General features: G+C 56.3%; 11 protein-coding genes. 5 read left to right on the top strand and 6 right to left on the bottom strand.

The genetic code is table 11. From position 1 onward, the window contains the following. Window positions 1-29: 29 nt before the first annotated feature. A complete protein-coding gene (locus NXT00_RS02785; RefSeq protein WP_259077474.1) occupies window positions 30-680 on the bottom strand; it encodes a TrkA family potassium uptake protein in 651 nt (216 codons plus the stop codon). Beyond that, window positions 673-1,998, bottom strand: coding sequence for a TrkH family potassium uptake protein (locus NXT00_RS02780; protein ID WP_259157979.1), 1,326 nt, complete (start codon window positions 1,996-1,998; stop codon window positions 673-675). Before NXT00_RS02780 ends, NXT00_RS02785 begins: the two co-directional genes overlap by 8 nt. A 34-nt stretch (window positions 1,999-2,032) precedes the next feature. Here NXT00_RS02780 and NXT00_RS02775 point away from each other — a divergent pair, with 34 nt between their 5' ends. Beyond that, the gene (locus tag NXT00_RS02775; protein WP_259157978.1) at window positions 2,033-3,550 is read left to right on the top strand and encodes an alpha-amylase family glycosyl hydrolase; all 1,518 of its coding nucleotides are present in this window, start codon (window positions 2,033-2,035) and stop codon (window positions 3,548-3,550) included. An 89-nt stretch (window positions 3,551-3,639) separates the two neighbouring features. After that, window positions 3,640-4,779 (top strand): HNH endonuclease signature motif containing protein, encoded by a 1,140-nt coding sequence (locus NXT00_RS02770; protein WP_259157977.1) that lies wholly within the window; start codon window positions 3,640-3,642, stop codon window positions 4,777-4,779. A gap of 29 nt (window positions 4,780-4,808) precedes the next feature. Here the strand turns inward: NXT00_RS02770 and pulA are convergent, their stop codons facing one another. The 3 genes from pulA to NXT00_RS02755 all read right to left on the bottom strand — a co-directional run bounded on the left by pulA (window position 4,809) and on the right by NXT00_RS02755 (window position 9,133). Continuing rightward, window positions 4,809-6,620 (bottom strand): type I pullulanase, encoded by a 1,812-nt coding sequence (gene pulA / locus NXT00_RS02765; protein WP_259157976.1) that lies wholly within the window; start codon window positions 6,618-6,620, stop codon window positions 4,809-4,811. A 50-nt stretch (window positions 6,621-6,670) separates the two neighbouring features. After that, window positions 6,671-7,951, bottom strand: a complete 1,281-nt coding sequence (locus NXT00_RS02760) for a DUF4032 domain-containing protein (protein WP_259077483.1) — start codon at window positions 7,949-7,951, stop codon at window positions 6,671-6,673. A gap of 90 nt (window positions 7,952-8,041) precedes the next feature. Next, the gene (locus NXT00_RS02755; protein WP_259077484.1) at window positions 8,042-9,133 is read right to left on the bottom strand and encodes an ABC transporter ATP-binding protein; all 1,092 of its coding nucleotides are present in this window, start codon (window positions 9,131-9,133) and stop codon (window positions 8,042-8,044) included. 276 nt (window positions 9,134-9,409) lie between these two features. On the opposite strand from NXT00_RS02755, the gene NXT00_RS02750 reads away from it, so the two are divergent. The 3 genes from NXT00_RS02750 to NXT00_RS02740 all read left to right on the top strand — a co-directional run bounded on the left by NXT00_RS02750 (window position 9,410) and on the right by NXT00_RS02740 (window position 13,208). Next, window positions 9,410-10,666, top strand: coding sequence for an ammonium transporter (locus NXT00_RS02750; RefSeq protein WP_259157975.1), 1,257 nt, complete (start codon window positions 9,410-9,412; stop codon window positions 10,664-10,666). 168 nt (window positions 10,667-10,834) lie between these two features. After that, the gene (locus NXT00_RS02745) at window positions 10,835-12,589 is read left to right on the top strand and encodes a ribonucleoside triphosphate reductase (protein WP_259077497.1); all 1,755 of its coding nucleotides are present in this window, start codon (window positions 10,835-10,837) and stop codon (window positions 12,587-12,589) included. After that, window positions 12,555-13,208 (top strand): anaerobic ribonucleoside-triphosphate reductase activating protein, encoded by a 654-nt coding sequence (locus NXT00_RS02740; RefSeq protein ID WP_259157974.1) that lies wholly within the window; start codon window positions 12,555-12,557, stop codon window positions 13,206-13,208. The genes NXT00_RS02745 and NXT00_RS02740 overlap by 35 nt, the downstream gene beginning before the upstream one ends. 77 nt (window positions 13,209-13,285) lie before the next feature. Here the strand turns inward: NXT00_RS02740 and NXT00_RS02735 are convergent, their stop codons facing one another. Next, window positions 13,286-17,293 (bottom strand): DNA-directed RNA polymerase subunit beta', encoded by a 4,008-nt coding sequence (locus NXT00_RS02735; RefSeq protein ID WP_259157973.1) that lies wholly within the window; start codon window positions 17,291-17,293, stop codon window positions 13,286-13,288. Between the last annotated feature and the right edge of the window lie 68 nt (window positions 17,294-17,361).

Here is a 17,361-nt window from a genome sequence, read left to right as displayed (position 1 = left end):
CCGAAAAAGCCCACGAAAGGGGGTAGAAATTAGGATGCTGCGAAGCTCTCTAAACTCCTCAGAGCACCAGCAACGATGATGATATCGCCCGACTCGATGCGCTGGCCGGGAACGGGGCGAGTGAACCTACCCCCCTGCTTACGCACGGCCACAATATCGACCCCCTGAGGAGTTTCCTCCACTCTTAAACCCAAGAAATTTACCGGCGGAGCCAATTTGATCATGGAAAAATCGTGATCGAATTCCACATACTCCTCCGCCGCTCCCCCAATCAGATGGGCAATCCTGCGGCCAGTATCGCGTTCGGGGCGAATGGTGTGGTGCACCCCAATCCGTTTGAGTATCTTCTCGTGAGCGTCTCCATCGGCCTTAGCCCACACATTTGGCGCCCCTAAATCTAAAATGGATTGCGCAGCAAGAACACTGGCCGCCAAATCGGATCCGATGGCAATCACGACCCGGCGCGCCTCCTGCACGCCCAATTGCTTAAGGGCCGCCTCATCGGTGCCCGAGCCCACCACGGCATGACTAAGTTTCTCGGTCGCCCGCGCCACCACCTCGCGGTTCATATCGAGGCCGAGCACTTCCACACCCTGCTTTTCCAATTCTTCAGACAATGCCATACCAAAGCGACCTAAACCAATAACCACCACGGATTGGCGCCGAAATAATTTAACCAATGAACGGCCTTTCTTCAGGGAAAGAATAATGTCGCTGCTGGTCGCGGGCTGCCAACGCCGCCACCACGGTAATCGGCCCAATCCGTCCAGCGTACATCAATATAATGAGCACAATCTGAGCGCCTTGGGGCAGGGCTGAGGTGATACCAGTAGACAGTCCTACCGTAGAAAAGGCACTAATGACCTCAAAGACCAATTGATCAGTGGCGAAGTCTGGTGCCAAGACTATTACGATCATAATGGAGGAAAAGACCAGAAATGCCGCTATGGTTACCACGGCCAACGCCTGCCGTAAGGTACGGTCAGGCAATTTGCGACCATAAATAGCCACCTCATCGTCGCCTTTGATCTCTGCGATCAACACAGCAACTAAGACTCCAACTGTGGTTATTTTCACCCCACCGGCGGTCCCCCCAGATCCGCCTCCAATGAGCATCAAAATATTGGTAGCCATGAGTTCATTGGGGTGAAACATCGATAGGTCGATGGAGTTAAACCCTGCCGTACGCGAGCTCACCGGGTGAAAGAAAGCGGAGAAGAGCTTATCCCCTGGGGATAGGTGCGCGAGCGCCCCATTCCACTCAAAGAAAGCCGTCACAATCATGCCAGCGGACAATAGGATGGCCGTGCCATAGAGGGTGAAAATCGTCGTCAAGCTCAGGTGTCCGCGCGTACGCACCCGCTTGGCTAACTCTAGGAGCGTCGGAAAACCCAGACCGCCTAAAATTATGGCTAGCGCGATTGGCCAGAGCATGACTTCGTCGCGGACATACGGCACGAGGTTATCGGAGGCGAGCCCGAAACCAGCGTTATTAAAGGCAGAAATGGCGTGGAAGCTCCCCTCCCAGATAGCGGCCGGAACACCGAGGCCATAGTGGTGATAAAAACGCAAGCTGAGACTCATTGCCACCACTATTTCTACGACGAGCGTAAATCCTATCGTGGCTGCGAGGAGTCCCTTGACTTCACCAAGATGCAATCCCCGGCCCTCTGCGGATGCATTAAGTCTGGAGCGAACCCCCATTCTGCCGGCTATTGCCCACGAGGCTAGGGTTGCCAAGGTCATAATTCCCAGTCCGCCGAGCTGCACGAGGCCGATAATGATAAGTTGACCCAGATGCGTCCAATAAGTGGCAGTATCAACCACCACGAGACCGGTGAGACAGACCGCGGAGGTGGCGGTAAACAAAGAAACTAGGATGCTCGACTCCTCGGTGGCATGCGAGAACGGCATGCTTAGAAGCACCGTACCCAGCACAATGAGGCCCAGAAAAGACTCTGCCACCAAGCGGGCTGGCGACCGTCGAAAACGCCTCATGAATCACATCCTAGTCACTACTAACATGGTATTTATGGAAACGCACAGCGGAAAAAGCTGGCTGGAAAAAGCCACATTTTATCAAATCTATCCCCAATCCTTTGCAGACTCCAATGGTGACGGCATCGGAGACCTGCGCGGCATCATCGACAGGATCCCCTATTTACAACAGCTTGGCATCTCCGCCATTTGGCTCAACCCCATCTTCGACTCCCCCTTCAAGGATGCCGGCTACGATGTGCGCGATTACTACCAGATAGCGCCTCGCTACGGCACCACCAACGATCTCAGCGCGCTTATCGACGCTCTCCACGCCGCAGGTATCCGCCTCCTGCTCGATCTTGTACCCGGCCACACCAGCGATGAACACCCCTGGTTTATCCAATCCTCCTCCCCTGATAAGACCCCTGAGGATGACCGCTATATCTGGACGAACTCATGGTTTGGCGACGCCGATTCTTTGCCTTTCGTCGCCGGAGTAGCTCCGCGCAACGGTTGCTATGTGCTCAACTTCTTCTACTCCCAACCAGCTCTGAACTACGGCTTCGCCACACCGAAGACCCCGTGGCAGCAGCCCACATCCTCTCAGGGGGCGCAGCGCAACCGCGAAGAGATGGCGAAAGTAATCACATTCTGGCTCGATAAGGGTGTTGATGGATTCCGTGTCGATATGGCTGATTCCTTGGTCAAACACGATCCGGATAAGAGCGCAACCATAAGGGCGTGGCAGGAGATCTTCACAAACGTCAAGAAAACGCACCCCGGTGCGGTCTTTGTTGCCGAGTGGGGAAACCCCAGCCAGTCCCTGGAAGCCGGGTTCGATATGGATTTCTACCTCGATTGGCCGGGGAACGGCTATAACCTACTGGTTCGTGCCGATAACGCTTTCTTCTCGGCCGTGAGCTCGAGAGCAGCCAGCGACTTCATCGACCAGTACCTCCCGCACTACCGTGCCAGCGTCGGCGCGGGCCATTTCAGCCTGATTACGGGCAACCATGACAATCCACGTATCTCCCACTACCTCACCGACGCTGAGTTGCGGCTCTATTTCACTTTCCTGCTCACCATGCCAGGTATTCCGTTTATCTACTACGGCGATGAAATCGCCATGGACTATCAAGATCTTCCTACCCATGAGGGCGGCTATACCCGCACCGGCGCGCGCACCCCTATGCAGTGGTCAACGAAGCCACAAGCGGGATTTAGCACGAACCCAAATACTTACCTGCCCACTTTCGCTAATCAGGGCCCTGAGAAGACGGTGGAGCGACACGAGCAGAATCCCCAATCGCTGCTGCACGTGGTGCGCACCCTGATTAAATTGCGCCGCGATACCCCGGACCTCCACGCCTCAGGGGGTCTAGAATTCCTCTCCGATATCCCCTCCGATCGGGTGCTACGCTATCGCCGCTCATCGGTAGTGGTCACCATCAATATGTCTACTGAGCCAATAGAGATCCGCGATGAAGGCGAGATTCTCTTTGCTCTCAACGCTGACCTAAATTCGGGTAAGTGGTTGCCACCTGCGAGTGCGGTGATCGTCGGCCAGTAAAAACACAGCGTAGTGGGGCGGGAAAAGGTTATCCACAGGGGTCTAAAGCTCGCCGCGCGATAACAGCCGGCTCAGGTTAGGCTGAGGGCATGAGCTACCGCACATGGATCACCGCACAGCGCTCCGGCGCCGCGATGTTGAACCATGTGCGCACGCACTCCATCACACCCGAGGAGCTTGAAGCGGGTGCGGGGATCGATTTAAGCCGCGCAAAACACCTCCATTGGTTGGCACGGCAATTCGATCGTAAGCACTTAGCGCTCGCCGCTCGCTTGGAGCTGAGCGTCGATCAGGTTGATGTGATCAATAAATATATAAAGAAGATCTCAGCATCTATCGATACTCACGTTTTACGCGAGGAATTCATCCGCCGAGCACCCTCCATGCTGCTTCGCGATTTGCGAACTTTCATGACCCGGCGGGTGCGCGAAGAAAACGCCGGGATGGAGAAACCGATGCCGCAGGCACGCTTTTCCATGGGTACCGTCCCCGACGCCCACGGGCGAATCCACTTCTCTGGGTGGTTAAGTGAAGATCGCGCTCACATGCTGCGGGTCAGGCTCGCCGCCGATGCCCGCGCCCTACGCGCCGCACACGAATCACTGACGCTTCTCGACGCCATCGGCCAAGCCGCCATCAACCGCCTTATCACGGGATCACCGGAGAAAAAGCCCATCCACGAGCCCTGTTTTATTCTTCCGCTCGAGGCTGGAACCAGGTATTTTTCCGATGGGCGCATCGCTACCAGTGATGGCGCGACAATTAACCTCAGCCAATTCATCAACGAGAAGATCAGCACTTTCGGCTACGTAATCTGCTGGGGGCTTGATGCCGAAGGTCGCCCAGCACCTGTCAGCTCTGCTCGAATTCAGCGCACCATACAGGGCCGCTACTTTAATCCTTATCAAAAATATATTGCCGCGATTGAGCATCTAAGCTGCGTGCATCCGCGTTGCGATATCGCAGCGATCAGCTGCGATGGACACCATATCGAGGCCCATTGCCGCGGGGGACCGACCACCTACGACAATTTAGCGCCCCTGTGTCGGGTGCATAATCGTCTTAATTGCGACGTGCCAGGGATCAGTTCGAGGCACGGGCGAATCGAGAAAGATCCCAAAACTGGGGTTCCCGGGCTGCGCCGTTCTAAACGCGGAAAGCTCGAATTTCGGACGCACCCCAAAAGCGTCTCCCAGTGGGCACTCGAGTTCTACGGAAAGCAATCCTAGAAAGGCCGCTACGCATATCGCTTAGTGGCCTACTCGACACACTCCAAAACCGTTCCACTCAGGGGGCCCACCACATATTCATGGCTTAGGTTTATAGGAGCGGGGTTGTGGAATACCACACCTTGGTTGACATGCACTCGGTAAGCTCCTGAGGTAACAGGGTGTAGCCAGTGCCTATTTTCCCCATTTAGCATAACAATCGCGTGCCGGCCAGGGCCGAAGGCATCGTTAACCCGATAGCTTAGGCGCCGCCCCTCAGCGCTCATGAGCTCCATGAGATACTGCGGATCGTAGGTCCACGAGTACTTTTTACGAAAAGTATTTAGGTGGCGAACAAAACCCGCTTCCTTGGCGAAAAGCTGGGCACGGTCGTAGTCAAATTCGTTGACGGAATCAGGGCTCTTATAGGAATTTTCATCTCCACCCTTGGTACGTAGAAATTCCTGACCTGCGTGAAGGAAGACCATGCCACGCGCTAGGTATTGGGTGAGGGTGGCTAGAGTGTGGCGTTGAGCGATCTCCTCCTCAGGGGCCTGTTCCAAACCGGTGGTACCACGTAGTTTGTCGTACATTGTCCAATTATCATGGGCCTCGTTGTAGACCACTGAGTGACTGGGATCCAAGGGATTGAGGGCGTCAAATAACTTGCGGGCATCATCCCCGCTAGCCCCTGAGATGAAGCCACTGCCAGTGCGGATGAAGTTACTCCCCTTCACCACATCGCGATAGAAATCATTGAACATACCCACACCTGGCATGAGGGCAGCATTGCCCTGATGAGCGCCACGTACCCCCTGAGAGTGGTTGCCCATCTCCCAGCCTTCTCCGATGATAATGATGCCTTCATCCACCGTATCGAGCGCCCGGCGCACGGCGTTCATGGTGTCTACGTCGTGAATGCCCATCAAATCAAAGCGGAATCCGTCGAGGCCAAAGGTGCGGGCCCAGTAGAGAACAGAATCGACGATATATTTACGCATCATCGACCGCTCGGATGCTGTTTCATTGCCACAGCCGGTAGCATTGCAGAATGCGCCTTCACTGGTGGTGCGGAAATAATAGCCTGGAACGGTAAGTTCGAAGGGGTGCCTTTCGGCCTCGTAAACGTGGTTGTAGACCACATCCATGATTACCCGCAGCCCGCGCGCGTGCAAGGCGTCGATAAGTTTTTTCAGCTCGGTCAGCCTCAGCAGTGGGTCGCCGGGGATGGTGGCGTAGGAGCCTTCCGGGGCATTGTAGTTCTCTGGATCATATCCCCAGTTGTACTGGGCGTTGTAGCTGAGATCGCCGGCTTCGTCGACGCTGCCGAAGTCGAAGATGGGCAGTAATTGGATATGGGTGACTCCGAGGGAGCTGAGGTAGTCGAGCCCTGAGAGGTTGCCCCGTGTGGTGCGGGTGCCAGCTTCGCTGAGGCCTAGGAATGCGCCTTTATGGGTGATTCCATTGTTCGGCCCAATGGTGAGGTCGCGGATATGAGCCTCGTAGATGATCGCGGTGCGCGGATCTGTGAAGCTGTCGAGTCGTTGAACTGGTCCGAGTAGCGTGTCGACGTCCACAACAACGCCCCGCTTACCGTTGATGGTCACGCTGCGGGCATAGGGGTCCACGCTCGTCGTAGTTGTGCCATTTGGAAAGCTGAGGCCGAAATGGTACTCGGCTCCGTGGAAGTCACCGTGACATATAGTTTCCCACTCCCCGTGATCCCCTTGGGTCATGGGGTAGGCCTCGGAGCGAAGATAGAGGGTAACCGTAGCGGCAGTTGGTGCCCAGAGCCTAAAGGTGGTGGCTGAAGGGGTATACAGGGCGCCAAGTTGTCCGTCGTAGTGGGGGTACTGTCTCACCAATTTCTCCTTGTATTGTTCCTGGATCACTATAACAATTTGCTTCGTGGCTAGCTATCGGAGTCGAGGTGAGTGATATCCATACTGGCTTTCTGCGGTAAATCGATCAGCATCTTCTCATCACGGTGGCCTGGTAGCACCTTGTCGTAGTAGGAGTGAGCGGCCTCGTCCATGGGGATAAAGCGCGCTTGTTCCTGGCTTAAGAAGTAGCGGTGATCGAGGATTTCATGGAAAATCTGTGCCGGCTCGAGCTTATCGGTGAGCTCAGGGGGCATAGCGTGAATGGTGGGCAAATATTCTTCGCTGTACCATGAGCGCGCCGCTTGTTCGATGGGTTGCCCGGGCGCGTAACGACGAATCTCAGAGAGCAATCGGCGAGCCTGCTGCTCTTCAACCTCAAGACCCAAAAGGCTGATGAGTTGGTTGGAGTGGTGGCCGGCGTCCACGCTTTTCGGCCGTGCTGTGATCGTGCCACTCGACCCGGAGATTTGAAATTCTTCGATATCGAAGCCCATTTCGGCGAGTTTTTCTACACGTTCTTTTACGCGCCAGTACTCGCTGGCGGGTACTTCGATTTCCTCGGTGAGTTGGGACCAGAGATCGAGGTAATAGGTTTCGATGGAATTACCCAAGGCGATGGGGTCGATTTGCTCGTCGAGCGTACCCCCTGAGGCGAGGTCCATGAGTTCGCCGATCACATTCACCCGGGCCACCTCGAGATCATGCAGGCGGCGGTTGGTTGACAGTTTGGGCTGGAATTCTCCCGTTTCGGCGTCGACCAGGTAGGCGGAGAAGGTCTCTGCATCGCGCCTAAATAGGGTATTCGACAAAGACACATCGCCCCAGTAGAAATTCAACAGGTGTAGGCGTACCAAAAGGATTGCGAGGGCGCGGATGAGCTTATCGGCCACCGCGGGCTCGAGGGTTTGGGAGAAGATTTCGCGGTACGGGAGAGAAAAGCGGAGGTGTTCTGTGACCAAGGCTGCGGTGAGTTTCTCGCCGTTTTCATCACGTCGCCCTGTGATGACGGCGATGGGGGTGACTGCGGGCGCTTTGACGCGGCGCAATTCGCGCAGCATGGCGTATTCGTGGTGCGCGGTGCGGCGTCCGATTTCTTTAATGGCGGCGATGATACCCCCTGAGAGGGCTTGGGTGGCGTAATCGGTTCCAGTGGCGTCGCCGAGGTGAACGAAGCGTACCACGTGGCGGGAAATGCCGCGGGGTAGGGTCACGACAACGTCGTCGCCCCATTCTTCGAGCGGGGTGCTCCAGGGCAGGGGCAAGAGGCTCGCGGAGTAGGCGGAGCCGTCGATGTGCATATGGCTGGTCATATCCGGATTCTTCCTGTGTATAACAGTGATAGCGCCCGCACCCCCCACCAGGCGTGGGGAGTACGGGCTAAAGGTGAGGGTCTGTCTAGGTTACGCGGGCAGGCGAGTGCCTGTCGACGCGGAGAAATTGTGCTGTCCCTCAGGGGTCACGCGCACGTGAATGGTGGTGCCGCGTGGAGGTGCGATATTAGGAGCTGCGCGGATAACGAGCTGCTTATTGTCGGTGCCCTCGATATGACCGTAAAGGAAGGAATCGGATCCTAGTTCCTCAACGAAGTCGAGGGTGACTGGGATGGTGTCGCCGGAGGCGTCGACAAGCTCGAGGGCCTCGGGGCGGAAGCCAATGGTGATACGACCCTGGTCCTCAGGGGTGATGGCGGCGCGGGTGATATCGGTAATTGGGATACGTGCATTGCCGATGGTGGCCACGTTGCCCTCGAGGGAGCAATCGAGAATATTCATCGCTGGGGATCCAATGAAGCCGGCGACGAAGACATTTGCTGGGGTGTCGTAGAGTTCGCGGGGGCTGCCGACCTGCTGGAGGAAACCGCCGTTGAGAACGGCAATGCGATCACCCATGGTGAGGGCCTCGGTCTGGTCGTGGGTGACGTATAGCGTGGTCACACCAAGTTTGCGCTGCAGGGAGGCAATCTGGGTACGGGTTTGCACACGTAGTTTGGCGTCGAGGTTCGACAGTGGCTCGTCCATGAGGAAGACCTGGGGCTTACGCACAATGGCGCGTCCCATGGCCACACGCTGACGCTGACCACCGGAGAGGGCCTTTGGCTTGCGGTCGAGGTATTCGGTGAGGTCGAGGGTGGCGGCGGCTTCGTTGACGCGCTGATCAATTTCGGCTTTGTCCATGCCCGCGATCTTGAGGGCGAAGCCCATATTTTCACGCACGGTCATATGTGGGTAGAGGGCGTAGTTCTGGAAGACCATGGCGATATCGCGCTCTTTGGGGGCGGCGGTGGTCACGTCGCGGTCGCCAATGAGGATGCGGCCGTCGGTGACATCTTCGAGGCCGGCAAGCATGCGCAGGGTGGTGGATTTACCGCAACCGGAGGGGCCGACGAGGACGAGGAATTCGCCGTCGGCGATTTCGAGGTCGAATTTATTAACGGTTGGCGCTTTCGCGCCTGGATAGACCAGGGTGGCCTTATCGAAGGTTACTGATGCCATGGGTGGCGTCCTTTCATCGGCAGGTACGTGCCGAACGATCCGAGTGAAAAAAGCTTCCAGCTACGCCGCTCATGCCTGCTTATCAGGCCGGCGCGCTATAGTCCAATCTATCTATTTAACCCACGCCACTCAAATATTGGGAGAGTTATCTTCGTCTCCTGCAGATCTGCTGATACCTGTGTGGGTTTTGACTTATCCCCGCTAGTTTTCTATAGTTCTATAGATAAAATTCTATTGACCTATAGAATTTCTCCACTAGCTGATCAAGGACCCCTTATGGATTCAACAGCAACAGGGGCATGGCTTTTGGTCTCCTCCTCCCTCGTCCTCCTTATGACCCCCGCCCTCGCCCTCTTCTACGGCGGCATGTCCCGCGGCAAAGCGGTCCTCAATATGCTGATGATGTGCTTCGCAGCCCTTGCCATCGTGCCCATCATTCACGTCCTCTACGGCTTCAGCATGGCCTACGGCGAAATCTCCATCCTCGGGCTTGTGGCCAATCCCTTCCACCCCGTGGATTATCTCAGCAGCGTTCATACCCCCACAGCCGAGGGCTACCCCATCATTTTTGATGTCATCTTCCAGCTCACCTTCGCCGTCATTGCCTGCGCAATTATCGCCGGCTCTATCGCCGAGCGCACCCGTTTTCCCGCCTGGCTTGCCTTCATCCCCCTCTGGATCACAGCGGTCTACTATCCCCTCGCCCATATGGTCTGGGGTCACGGATTTTTGAGCCACTCCACCCACAGTCTCTCCGCATTCCTTTTTGGCACCCACAACGGTGAGGCGATCATCCAGCCCATCGACTTCGCTGGAGGCACGGTCGTCCATATCTCCGCTGGCACCGCAGCGCTCGTCTTGGCCTTACTCATTGGCCCGAGACGCAGCTTCACCAAGCTCACTCACCGCCCCCATAACCTCCCCATGGTCATGTTAGGTACCGGTCTTTTGTGGTTCGGGTGGTGTGGATTTAATGCCGGCTCCGCGCTATCTGCCTCAGGACTGGCCGCCCTCGCATGGCTTAATACCACCGTGGCCGCAGCCGCTGGAGGCCTCGGCTGGCTTGCGATCGAGCGCTTCCGCGACGGTTATGCCACCACCTTAGGCATGACATCGGGCCTTGTTGCGGGACTCGTCGCCATTACTCCCGCGGCAGGCGCCTTAACCCCTCTGACCTCAATCTTCTTGGGTCTGAGTGCGGGAGTGCTGTCCTCGAGCGTGATCCGCATGAAATACCGTTTGCGTATCGACGATTCCCTCGATGTTGTCGCAGTCCACCTCGTTGCTGGCCTCTGGGGCACGATAGCCGTGGGATTCTTAAGCGCCGATCGCTCCATTGAGCTGGTGATTATTCAGATTCTTGTGGCACTTTTCGCCATGGTTTACGCAGGCGTATGGACACTCATTATTGGTTTGGGCATCAAGCACACCATTGGTTTGCGCCTTGACCCGGAGACCGAACACAGTGGCGCGGATACGGTCCACGGAGAATCCGCTTACGATGATGGGGGCGCGAGATTCGCCCATTATTAAGATAATTACATAAATGTAATTAATCCCACTAATCCTATATCTAGGGGGCACACTCCTCGTGAAACCCCGAAAGCCAAGGGGTCAAACCACAATATGTGGGTATTGTAAAGCAACACGCTCCCATATATGGTGGCGTAGCGGGTCGGCAGTGGGCTACATTCTGAAACCATGCTCACTGAATACCTCAACCGCACCGACTGGCGCGTCAACGCCAACGCCAACCAGGACTACTCCCTCGGCGGCATGATCCTCAATACCGCCGGCAAAACTGTAGCCAATTATTGGCTCGACGATATCTTCTCCCCCGCCGCTGCCACCGCGCACCGCGAAGGCGCCATTCATATCCACGACCTCGATATGCTCTCTGGTTACTGCGCCGGATGGTCACTGCGCAACCTGCTAGCTGAGGGCTTTGGTGGGGTTACCGGTGCTATTGCTTCGCGCCCTCCTAAGCACCTATCCGCAGCGCTCGGCCAAGTGGTGAACTTCCTTGGTACCTTGCAAAATGAATGGGCTGGCGCCCAAGCCTTCTCATCTTTTGATACCTATATGGCTCCGTATATCCGCCGCGATAACCTCAGCTATGACCAGGTTGAACAGCTCATGCAGGAATTCATCTTCAACCTCAACGTCCCCTCCCGCTGGGGCACCCAAACTCCATTTACTAATCTCACCTTCGACCTCACCTGCCCTCATGACCTCAAGGATCAGGTGCCCTTTATCGGCGGCGAGCCGTGTGAGTTCACCTATGGTGATCTCGACGCCGAGCGCGATATGATCAACCGTGCTTTTATTGCGGTGATGACCGAAGGCGACGCTGACGGGCGGCCTTTTACCTTCCCCATACCCACCTATAATATTGCGGAAGATTTCGACTGGGAAGCACCGCTGACCAAGGAATTATTCACCATGACGGCCCGGTATGGGCTGCCCTATTTCCAAAATTTCATCAATTCCGATCTCAACCCCGGCGATATTCGCTCCATGTGCTGCCGCCTCCAACTGGATCTGCGCGAGCTTCTCAAACGCGGCAACGGTCTCTTCGGTTCCGCCGAACTCACCGGCTCCATCGGCGTGGTTACCCTCAACTGCGCCCGCTTGGGATATCTCTTTAAAGGACAGCGCCACGAGCTCTTTGATGCCCTCGATGCCCTCATTGATCTCAGCGTAGACACCCTGGAAAAGCGTCGCGCATTTGTCGCCAAGATGCTAGATGCTGGGCTTTACCCCTATACCAAGCGCTGGCTGCCCAGCTTGGATAATCACTTCACCACCATTGGCGTGAACGGGCTCAATGAGCTGGTGCGCAATTATAGTGACGATATCCTCGATATCACCGACTCTGAGGGCAAGCAGTTCGTCATCGAGATCTTAGACCATATCAACGGCCGGCTTACCCAAGCCCAGGAAGACACTGGCCACCTCTATAATCTCGAGGCCACCCCTGCTGAGGGTGCCACCTACCGACTAGCCAAGGAAGATATCAAGCGCTATCCCGATATCCTCCACGCCGGCAGCGCCGAGGAGCCTTATTACACCAATTCCTCGCAGCTACCAGTGGCACATACTCCTGACCCCTTCATCGCCCTCGAGCACCAAGATGAGCTCCAAACGCGGTATACCGGTGGTACAGTTTTGCACCTGTATATGGGGGCCGCGATGAGCGACGGCGAGGCCTGCGCCAAGATGGTCAGGCGCGCACTGGAGAACTACCGACTCCCCTATATCACGGTCACCCCAACCTTTAGTATCTGCCCGGATCACGGCTATATCTCGGGCGAGCACCCACACTGCCCGCAGTGTGAGAAGGACACTGAGATGTGGACGCGCGTTATGGGTTATTTCCGCCCCATGGCCAGCTTCAATATTGGTAAGAAGGGCGAGTTCCATGAGCGCCAGTACTTTAACGAAGCCCTCGTCTAAAAGCCTTCCGGTGGCGGGAATTATCCCGTTTTCCGCCACCGATTGGCCCGGAAATATCACGCTCACCGTTTTCACCCAAGGGTGTCCACTACGCTGCGTCTACTGCCATAACCCTAATCTGCAGCCGCTGACACATGGCGCACTAAGTTTCGATACCGCCCTCGACCAGGCAGCCACTCGCCGCGCCTTACTCGACGGTATCGTGATTTCCGGCGGAGAGCCCACCTTATCCTCAGGCCTGGGTCCAGCCATCGCGAAAGCCCACCAGGAGGGTTTTGCCGTGGGGCTGCATACCTGTGGCTACTCCCCCGCCGCTATTAGGCGCCTTCTGCAATCCCCGGATACCACTCCAGATTGGGTGGGATTAGATATTAAAGCGCTGCCAGATGATATGGAATATGTCATCCAACGCCCCGCCCATATTGGCAATCGGTGTTGGGAGAGTATGCACTTATTCGACGAGGCCGGCGTGGATATGCAGGTACGCACCACCATCTTCGCCGATAGCCCACTCGAGCACCACCTTAGTACCCTCGCAGAAAAGGTCGAGGGTTATGGCCACGAGTTGGTGATCCAGCATGCTCGCGCCGCCGACGGCTCACCTTTTGTTCTTCACTAAGAATCCTGAGCCTATAGTGCAAAAAAGCACTGCTCCCTCCTTACAGAGAAAGCAGTGCTTTTTTAGCGGTAAATTACCTACATATCGAAGGCTTCATCGAGGGGCACCGATGCTCCGGTGAAATCACCGTAGGAGTCGTCGCCGTAGATCGAATCACCATAGGTAGGAATCGAGTACGCCGCATTGCGGGCAGCCTCGGTGGGCTTGACCGCAATATTGCGGTAGCGCGAAATACCCGTACCAGCAGGGATCAGCTTACCGATGATCACGTTCTCCTTGAGACCGATGAGCTTATCGGAACGCTTATTAATAGCGGCGTCCGTGAGCACACGGGTGGTCTCTTGGAAGGACGCAGCCGATAACCACGACTCGGTAGCCAAGGAAGCCTTGGTAATACCCATGATCTCGCTGCGCAGCTCAGCTGGTTGGCCACCAACGGCCAATGCCTCAGCATTTGCGGCCTTAGCCTCAGCCAAATCAACCAAGGTACCTGGCAGGAATTCGGTGGAACCGGATTCAATGACGGTACCGCGACGCAGCATCTGGCGGATAATGATCTCGATATGCTTATCGTGGATCGCCACACCCTGAGCGCGGTAAACGGCCTGGACCTCGTCGACGAGGTGCTGTTCCACTCCGCGGCGGCCGAGGATCTCGAGCACATCGTGCGGATCGGCGGGGCCGCGCAGCAGGCGGTCGCCCACCTCAACGTGGTCGCCGTCGACAAGCGTGCGCTCGAGGAATGCACCTGGGTTGGAGCTCATAGGAGCCTTGGTATTAGCAAGACCCTGACGCTTCGAGAGCTTCTCGTAGACGATGTCATCGGAGCCATCATCAGGAGTGATGGTAAGCGTATAGAAATTACCCTCATCCTCGAGATGAATGGTGCCAGCAGCAGCGGCAATCGGTGCCCGGTTCTTTGGCACACGAGCCTCAAAGAGCTCCTGTACACGAGGCAGACCACCGGTAATATCGCCGCCGACGCCACCTTGGTGGAAGGTACGCATGGTCAGCTGGGTACCAGGCTCACCAATGGACTGGGCAGCCACAATACCAACGGCCTCGCCGATATCCACCTGCTTGCCAGATGCCATGGAGATGCCGTAGCACTTAGCGCATACACCTGTTGCCGTCTGGCAGGTGAGCACGGAGCGTACCTTAATCTCTTCGACACCAGCGAGCACCAGCTTGGATACCAGCGCATCGCTTAAGTACTCGCCAGCCTCAGCGAGAACCTCATCGTCCTTCTTCACCGCAGTTGCTAACGCGCGGCCCAGGACGGAGGTCTCTACCAAGCTATGGGCGCCATAACCAATAACGGTGCCCTCGGCGTCCTTTTGAGCCACGGCAACAGGAACCTTGATACCCAGGCGGGTCTCGCAGTCGTCCTCGCGCACAATAACATCCTGTGCAACGTCGACCAGACGACGGGTGAGGTAGCCGGAGTCAGCGGTACGCAAAGCGGTATCGGCAAGACCCTTACGAGAACCGTGGGAGTTGTTGAAGTACTCCAGCACGGACAGGCCTTCACGGAAGGAGGTCTTAATCGGGCGGGTGATATATTCACCGCGCGAGTTCACAACCATGCCCTTCATGCCGGCCAGCGTCCAAATCTGACGCATATTACCAGCAGCACCCGACTTCACGATCATTGGAATCGGGTTGTCATCAGGATAGAGATCCTCGACAGCCTTACCGATCTCATCGGTGGCATTCTTCCACAGCTCCACCAACCGGTCATAGCGCTCGCGCTCCGTCAGAGCACCTTGCTCCCAGTACTTGCGCTCGATCTTATGGGCTTCGGCCTCGTATTTATCGAGACGCTCATCCTTATCGTCGAGCACGAGCACGTCAGCCATGGAGATGGTGACACCGGAACGGGTAGCCCAGTAGAAGCCAGCATCCTTCATCTTGTCCATGGTTTGAGCCACGGTGATCATGGGGTACTTAGCGGCGAGATCATTAATCACATCACCGAGCATGATCTTGTCAGTGCCGCCACCCTTACGAACCATCACACCTTCAAGGTAGGGATAGTTCCAGGGCAAAAGCTCATTGAAGTAGATACGGCCCAAGGTGGTATCGGCGAGCCAGGTTTGGCCCTTCTCCCACCCGTCGGCGAACTGCTCTGCTTCAATATCTGCTGGCGGACGCAGGTGAGAGATGCGGACCTTAATCTTGGCCTGCATACCCAATTCCTTGCGGTCATAGGCCATAATGGCCTCGGCCACGCTCGAGTACACGCCCGTTGCCGGACCTTCGGCGGTTGCTGGCTTATAGGCGCCCTGGCCACCGAATTCTTCCTCCGTCTTGTCCATGGTGAGGTAGTAGAGACCTGTGACCATATCCAGACGTGGCATAGCCAGAGGCTTACCGGATGCTGGGGACAAAATATTATTAGAGGCGAGCATGAGCACGCGGGCTTCAGCCTGTGCTTCTGCCGATAGCGGCAGGTGCACAGCCATCTGGTCACCGTCGAAGTCAGCGTTAAAAGCTTCACAGGCAAGGGGGTGGAGCTGAATAGCTTTACCCTCAATGAGCTTGGGCTCGAAAGCCTGAATACCCAATCGGTGCAGCGTCGGTGCGCGGTTGAGCATCACAGGGTGCTGCGCAATGGCTTCTTCCAGCACATCCCACACCTCTGGACGCTGGCGTTCCACCATGCGCTTGGCTGATTTAATATTCTGCGCATAATCGTGCTCCACCAGGCGCTTCATCACAAAAGGCTTGAAGAGCTCGAGAGCCATCAGCTTCGGCAGACCGCACTCGTGCAGCTTCAACTGCGGACCAACAATAATCACGGAACGACCGGAGTAATCCACGCGCTTACCCAGCAAGTTCTGGCGGAAGCGACCTTGCTTACCCTTGAGCAGATCAGAAAGCGATTTCAGCGGACGGGTACCAGGACCAGTCACTGGGCGACCGCGACGACCATTGTCAAAGAGCGCATCCACGGATTCTTGCAACATACGCTTCTCGTTATTCACGATGATCTCAGGCGCACCCAGATCGATCATGCGCTTGAGGCGATTATTGCGGTTGATCACGCGGCGGTAGAGATCATTGAGATCGCTGGTGGCAAAGCGACCACCGTCGAGCTGCACCATGGGGCGCAACTCTGGGGGGATCACCGGAATGCAGTCGAGCACCATGCCCGCAGGATCATTGCCGGAGCGCTGGAAAGCCGCCACGACCTTCAAACGCTTGAGCGCGCGCATCTTCTTTTGGCCCTTGCCATTATTGATAATTTCGCGCAGCTTCTCGGCCTCAGCATCGAGGTCGAAATTGCGGATCAGGGTTTGGATTGCCTCTGCACCCATGCCGCCGGTGAAATAATCCTCGTAGCGATCAACAAGCTCTTCGTAGATCTTGTCATCGATAATCATTTGCTTCGGGGCGAGCTTGACAAAGGTTTGCCAGATCTCGTCCAGGAAATCGATATCGCGCTGTGCTCGCTCGCGGATATGCTGCATTTCCTTTTCCGCCGCGTTTTGCACTTTCCGACGCGCATCTGCCTTAGCGCCAGCGGCCTCTAGTTCTGCGAGGTCCTCCTCGAGCTTCTGGGCGCGCTCGGAGATCTCCGACTCGGCTTCTGCCTCACGGTCTTTCTTCTCCAGCAGCATTTCAGCTTCCAGAGTGGACTGATCCGAATGGCGAGCCTCATCATCAACGCTGGTGATGATATTGGCGGCGAAGTAGATAATGCGCTCGAGATCCTTAGGTGCAAGATCTAGCAGGTATCCCAACCTGGAGGGCACACCCTTGAAATACCAAATGTGGGTGACGGGAGCAGCGAGCTCAATATGGCCCATGCGCTCACGGCGTACCTTGGATTTGGTCACTTCAACGCCGCAGCGTTCACAGATAATGCCCTTGTAGCGCACTCGCTTATATTTACCGCAGGCACATTCCCAGTCCCTGGTGGGGCCGAAGATGCGCTCGCAGAATAGGCCGTCCTTCTCGGGCTTGAGGGTACGGTAGTTGATGGTTTCGGGCTTCTTGACCTCACCTTTTGACCAGCGACGAATATCGTCGGCGGTGGCTAGGCCGATGCGGAGCTCCTCGAAGAAGTTGACGTCGTACACGTAACTCCCTTTCTTAAAAAGTTTTTTTCTTGTGGTGGTGATTCGGTCCGCCCGCCACCACTACATAA

Origin of the sequence: Corynebacterium sp. ES2715-CONJ3 (assembly GCF_024814365.1) — a bacterium.
Taxonomy (GTDB): Bacteria; Actinomycetota; Actinomycetes; order Mycobacteriales; family Mycobacteriaceae; genus Corynebacterium.
This window is presented reverse-complemented; position numbering and strand designations above follow the sequence as displayed.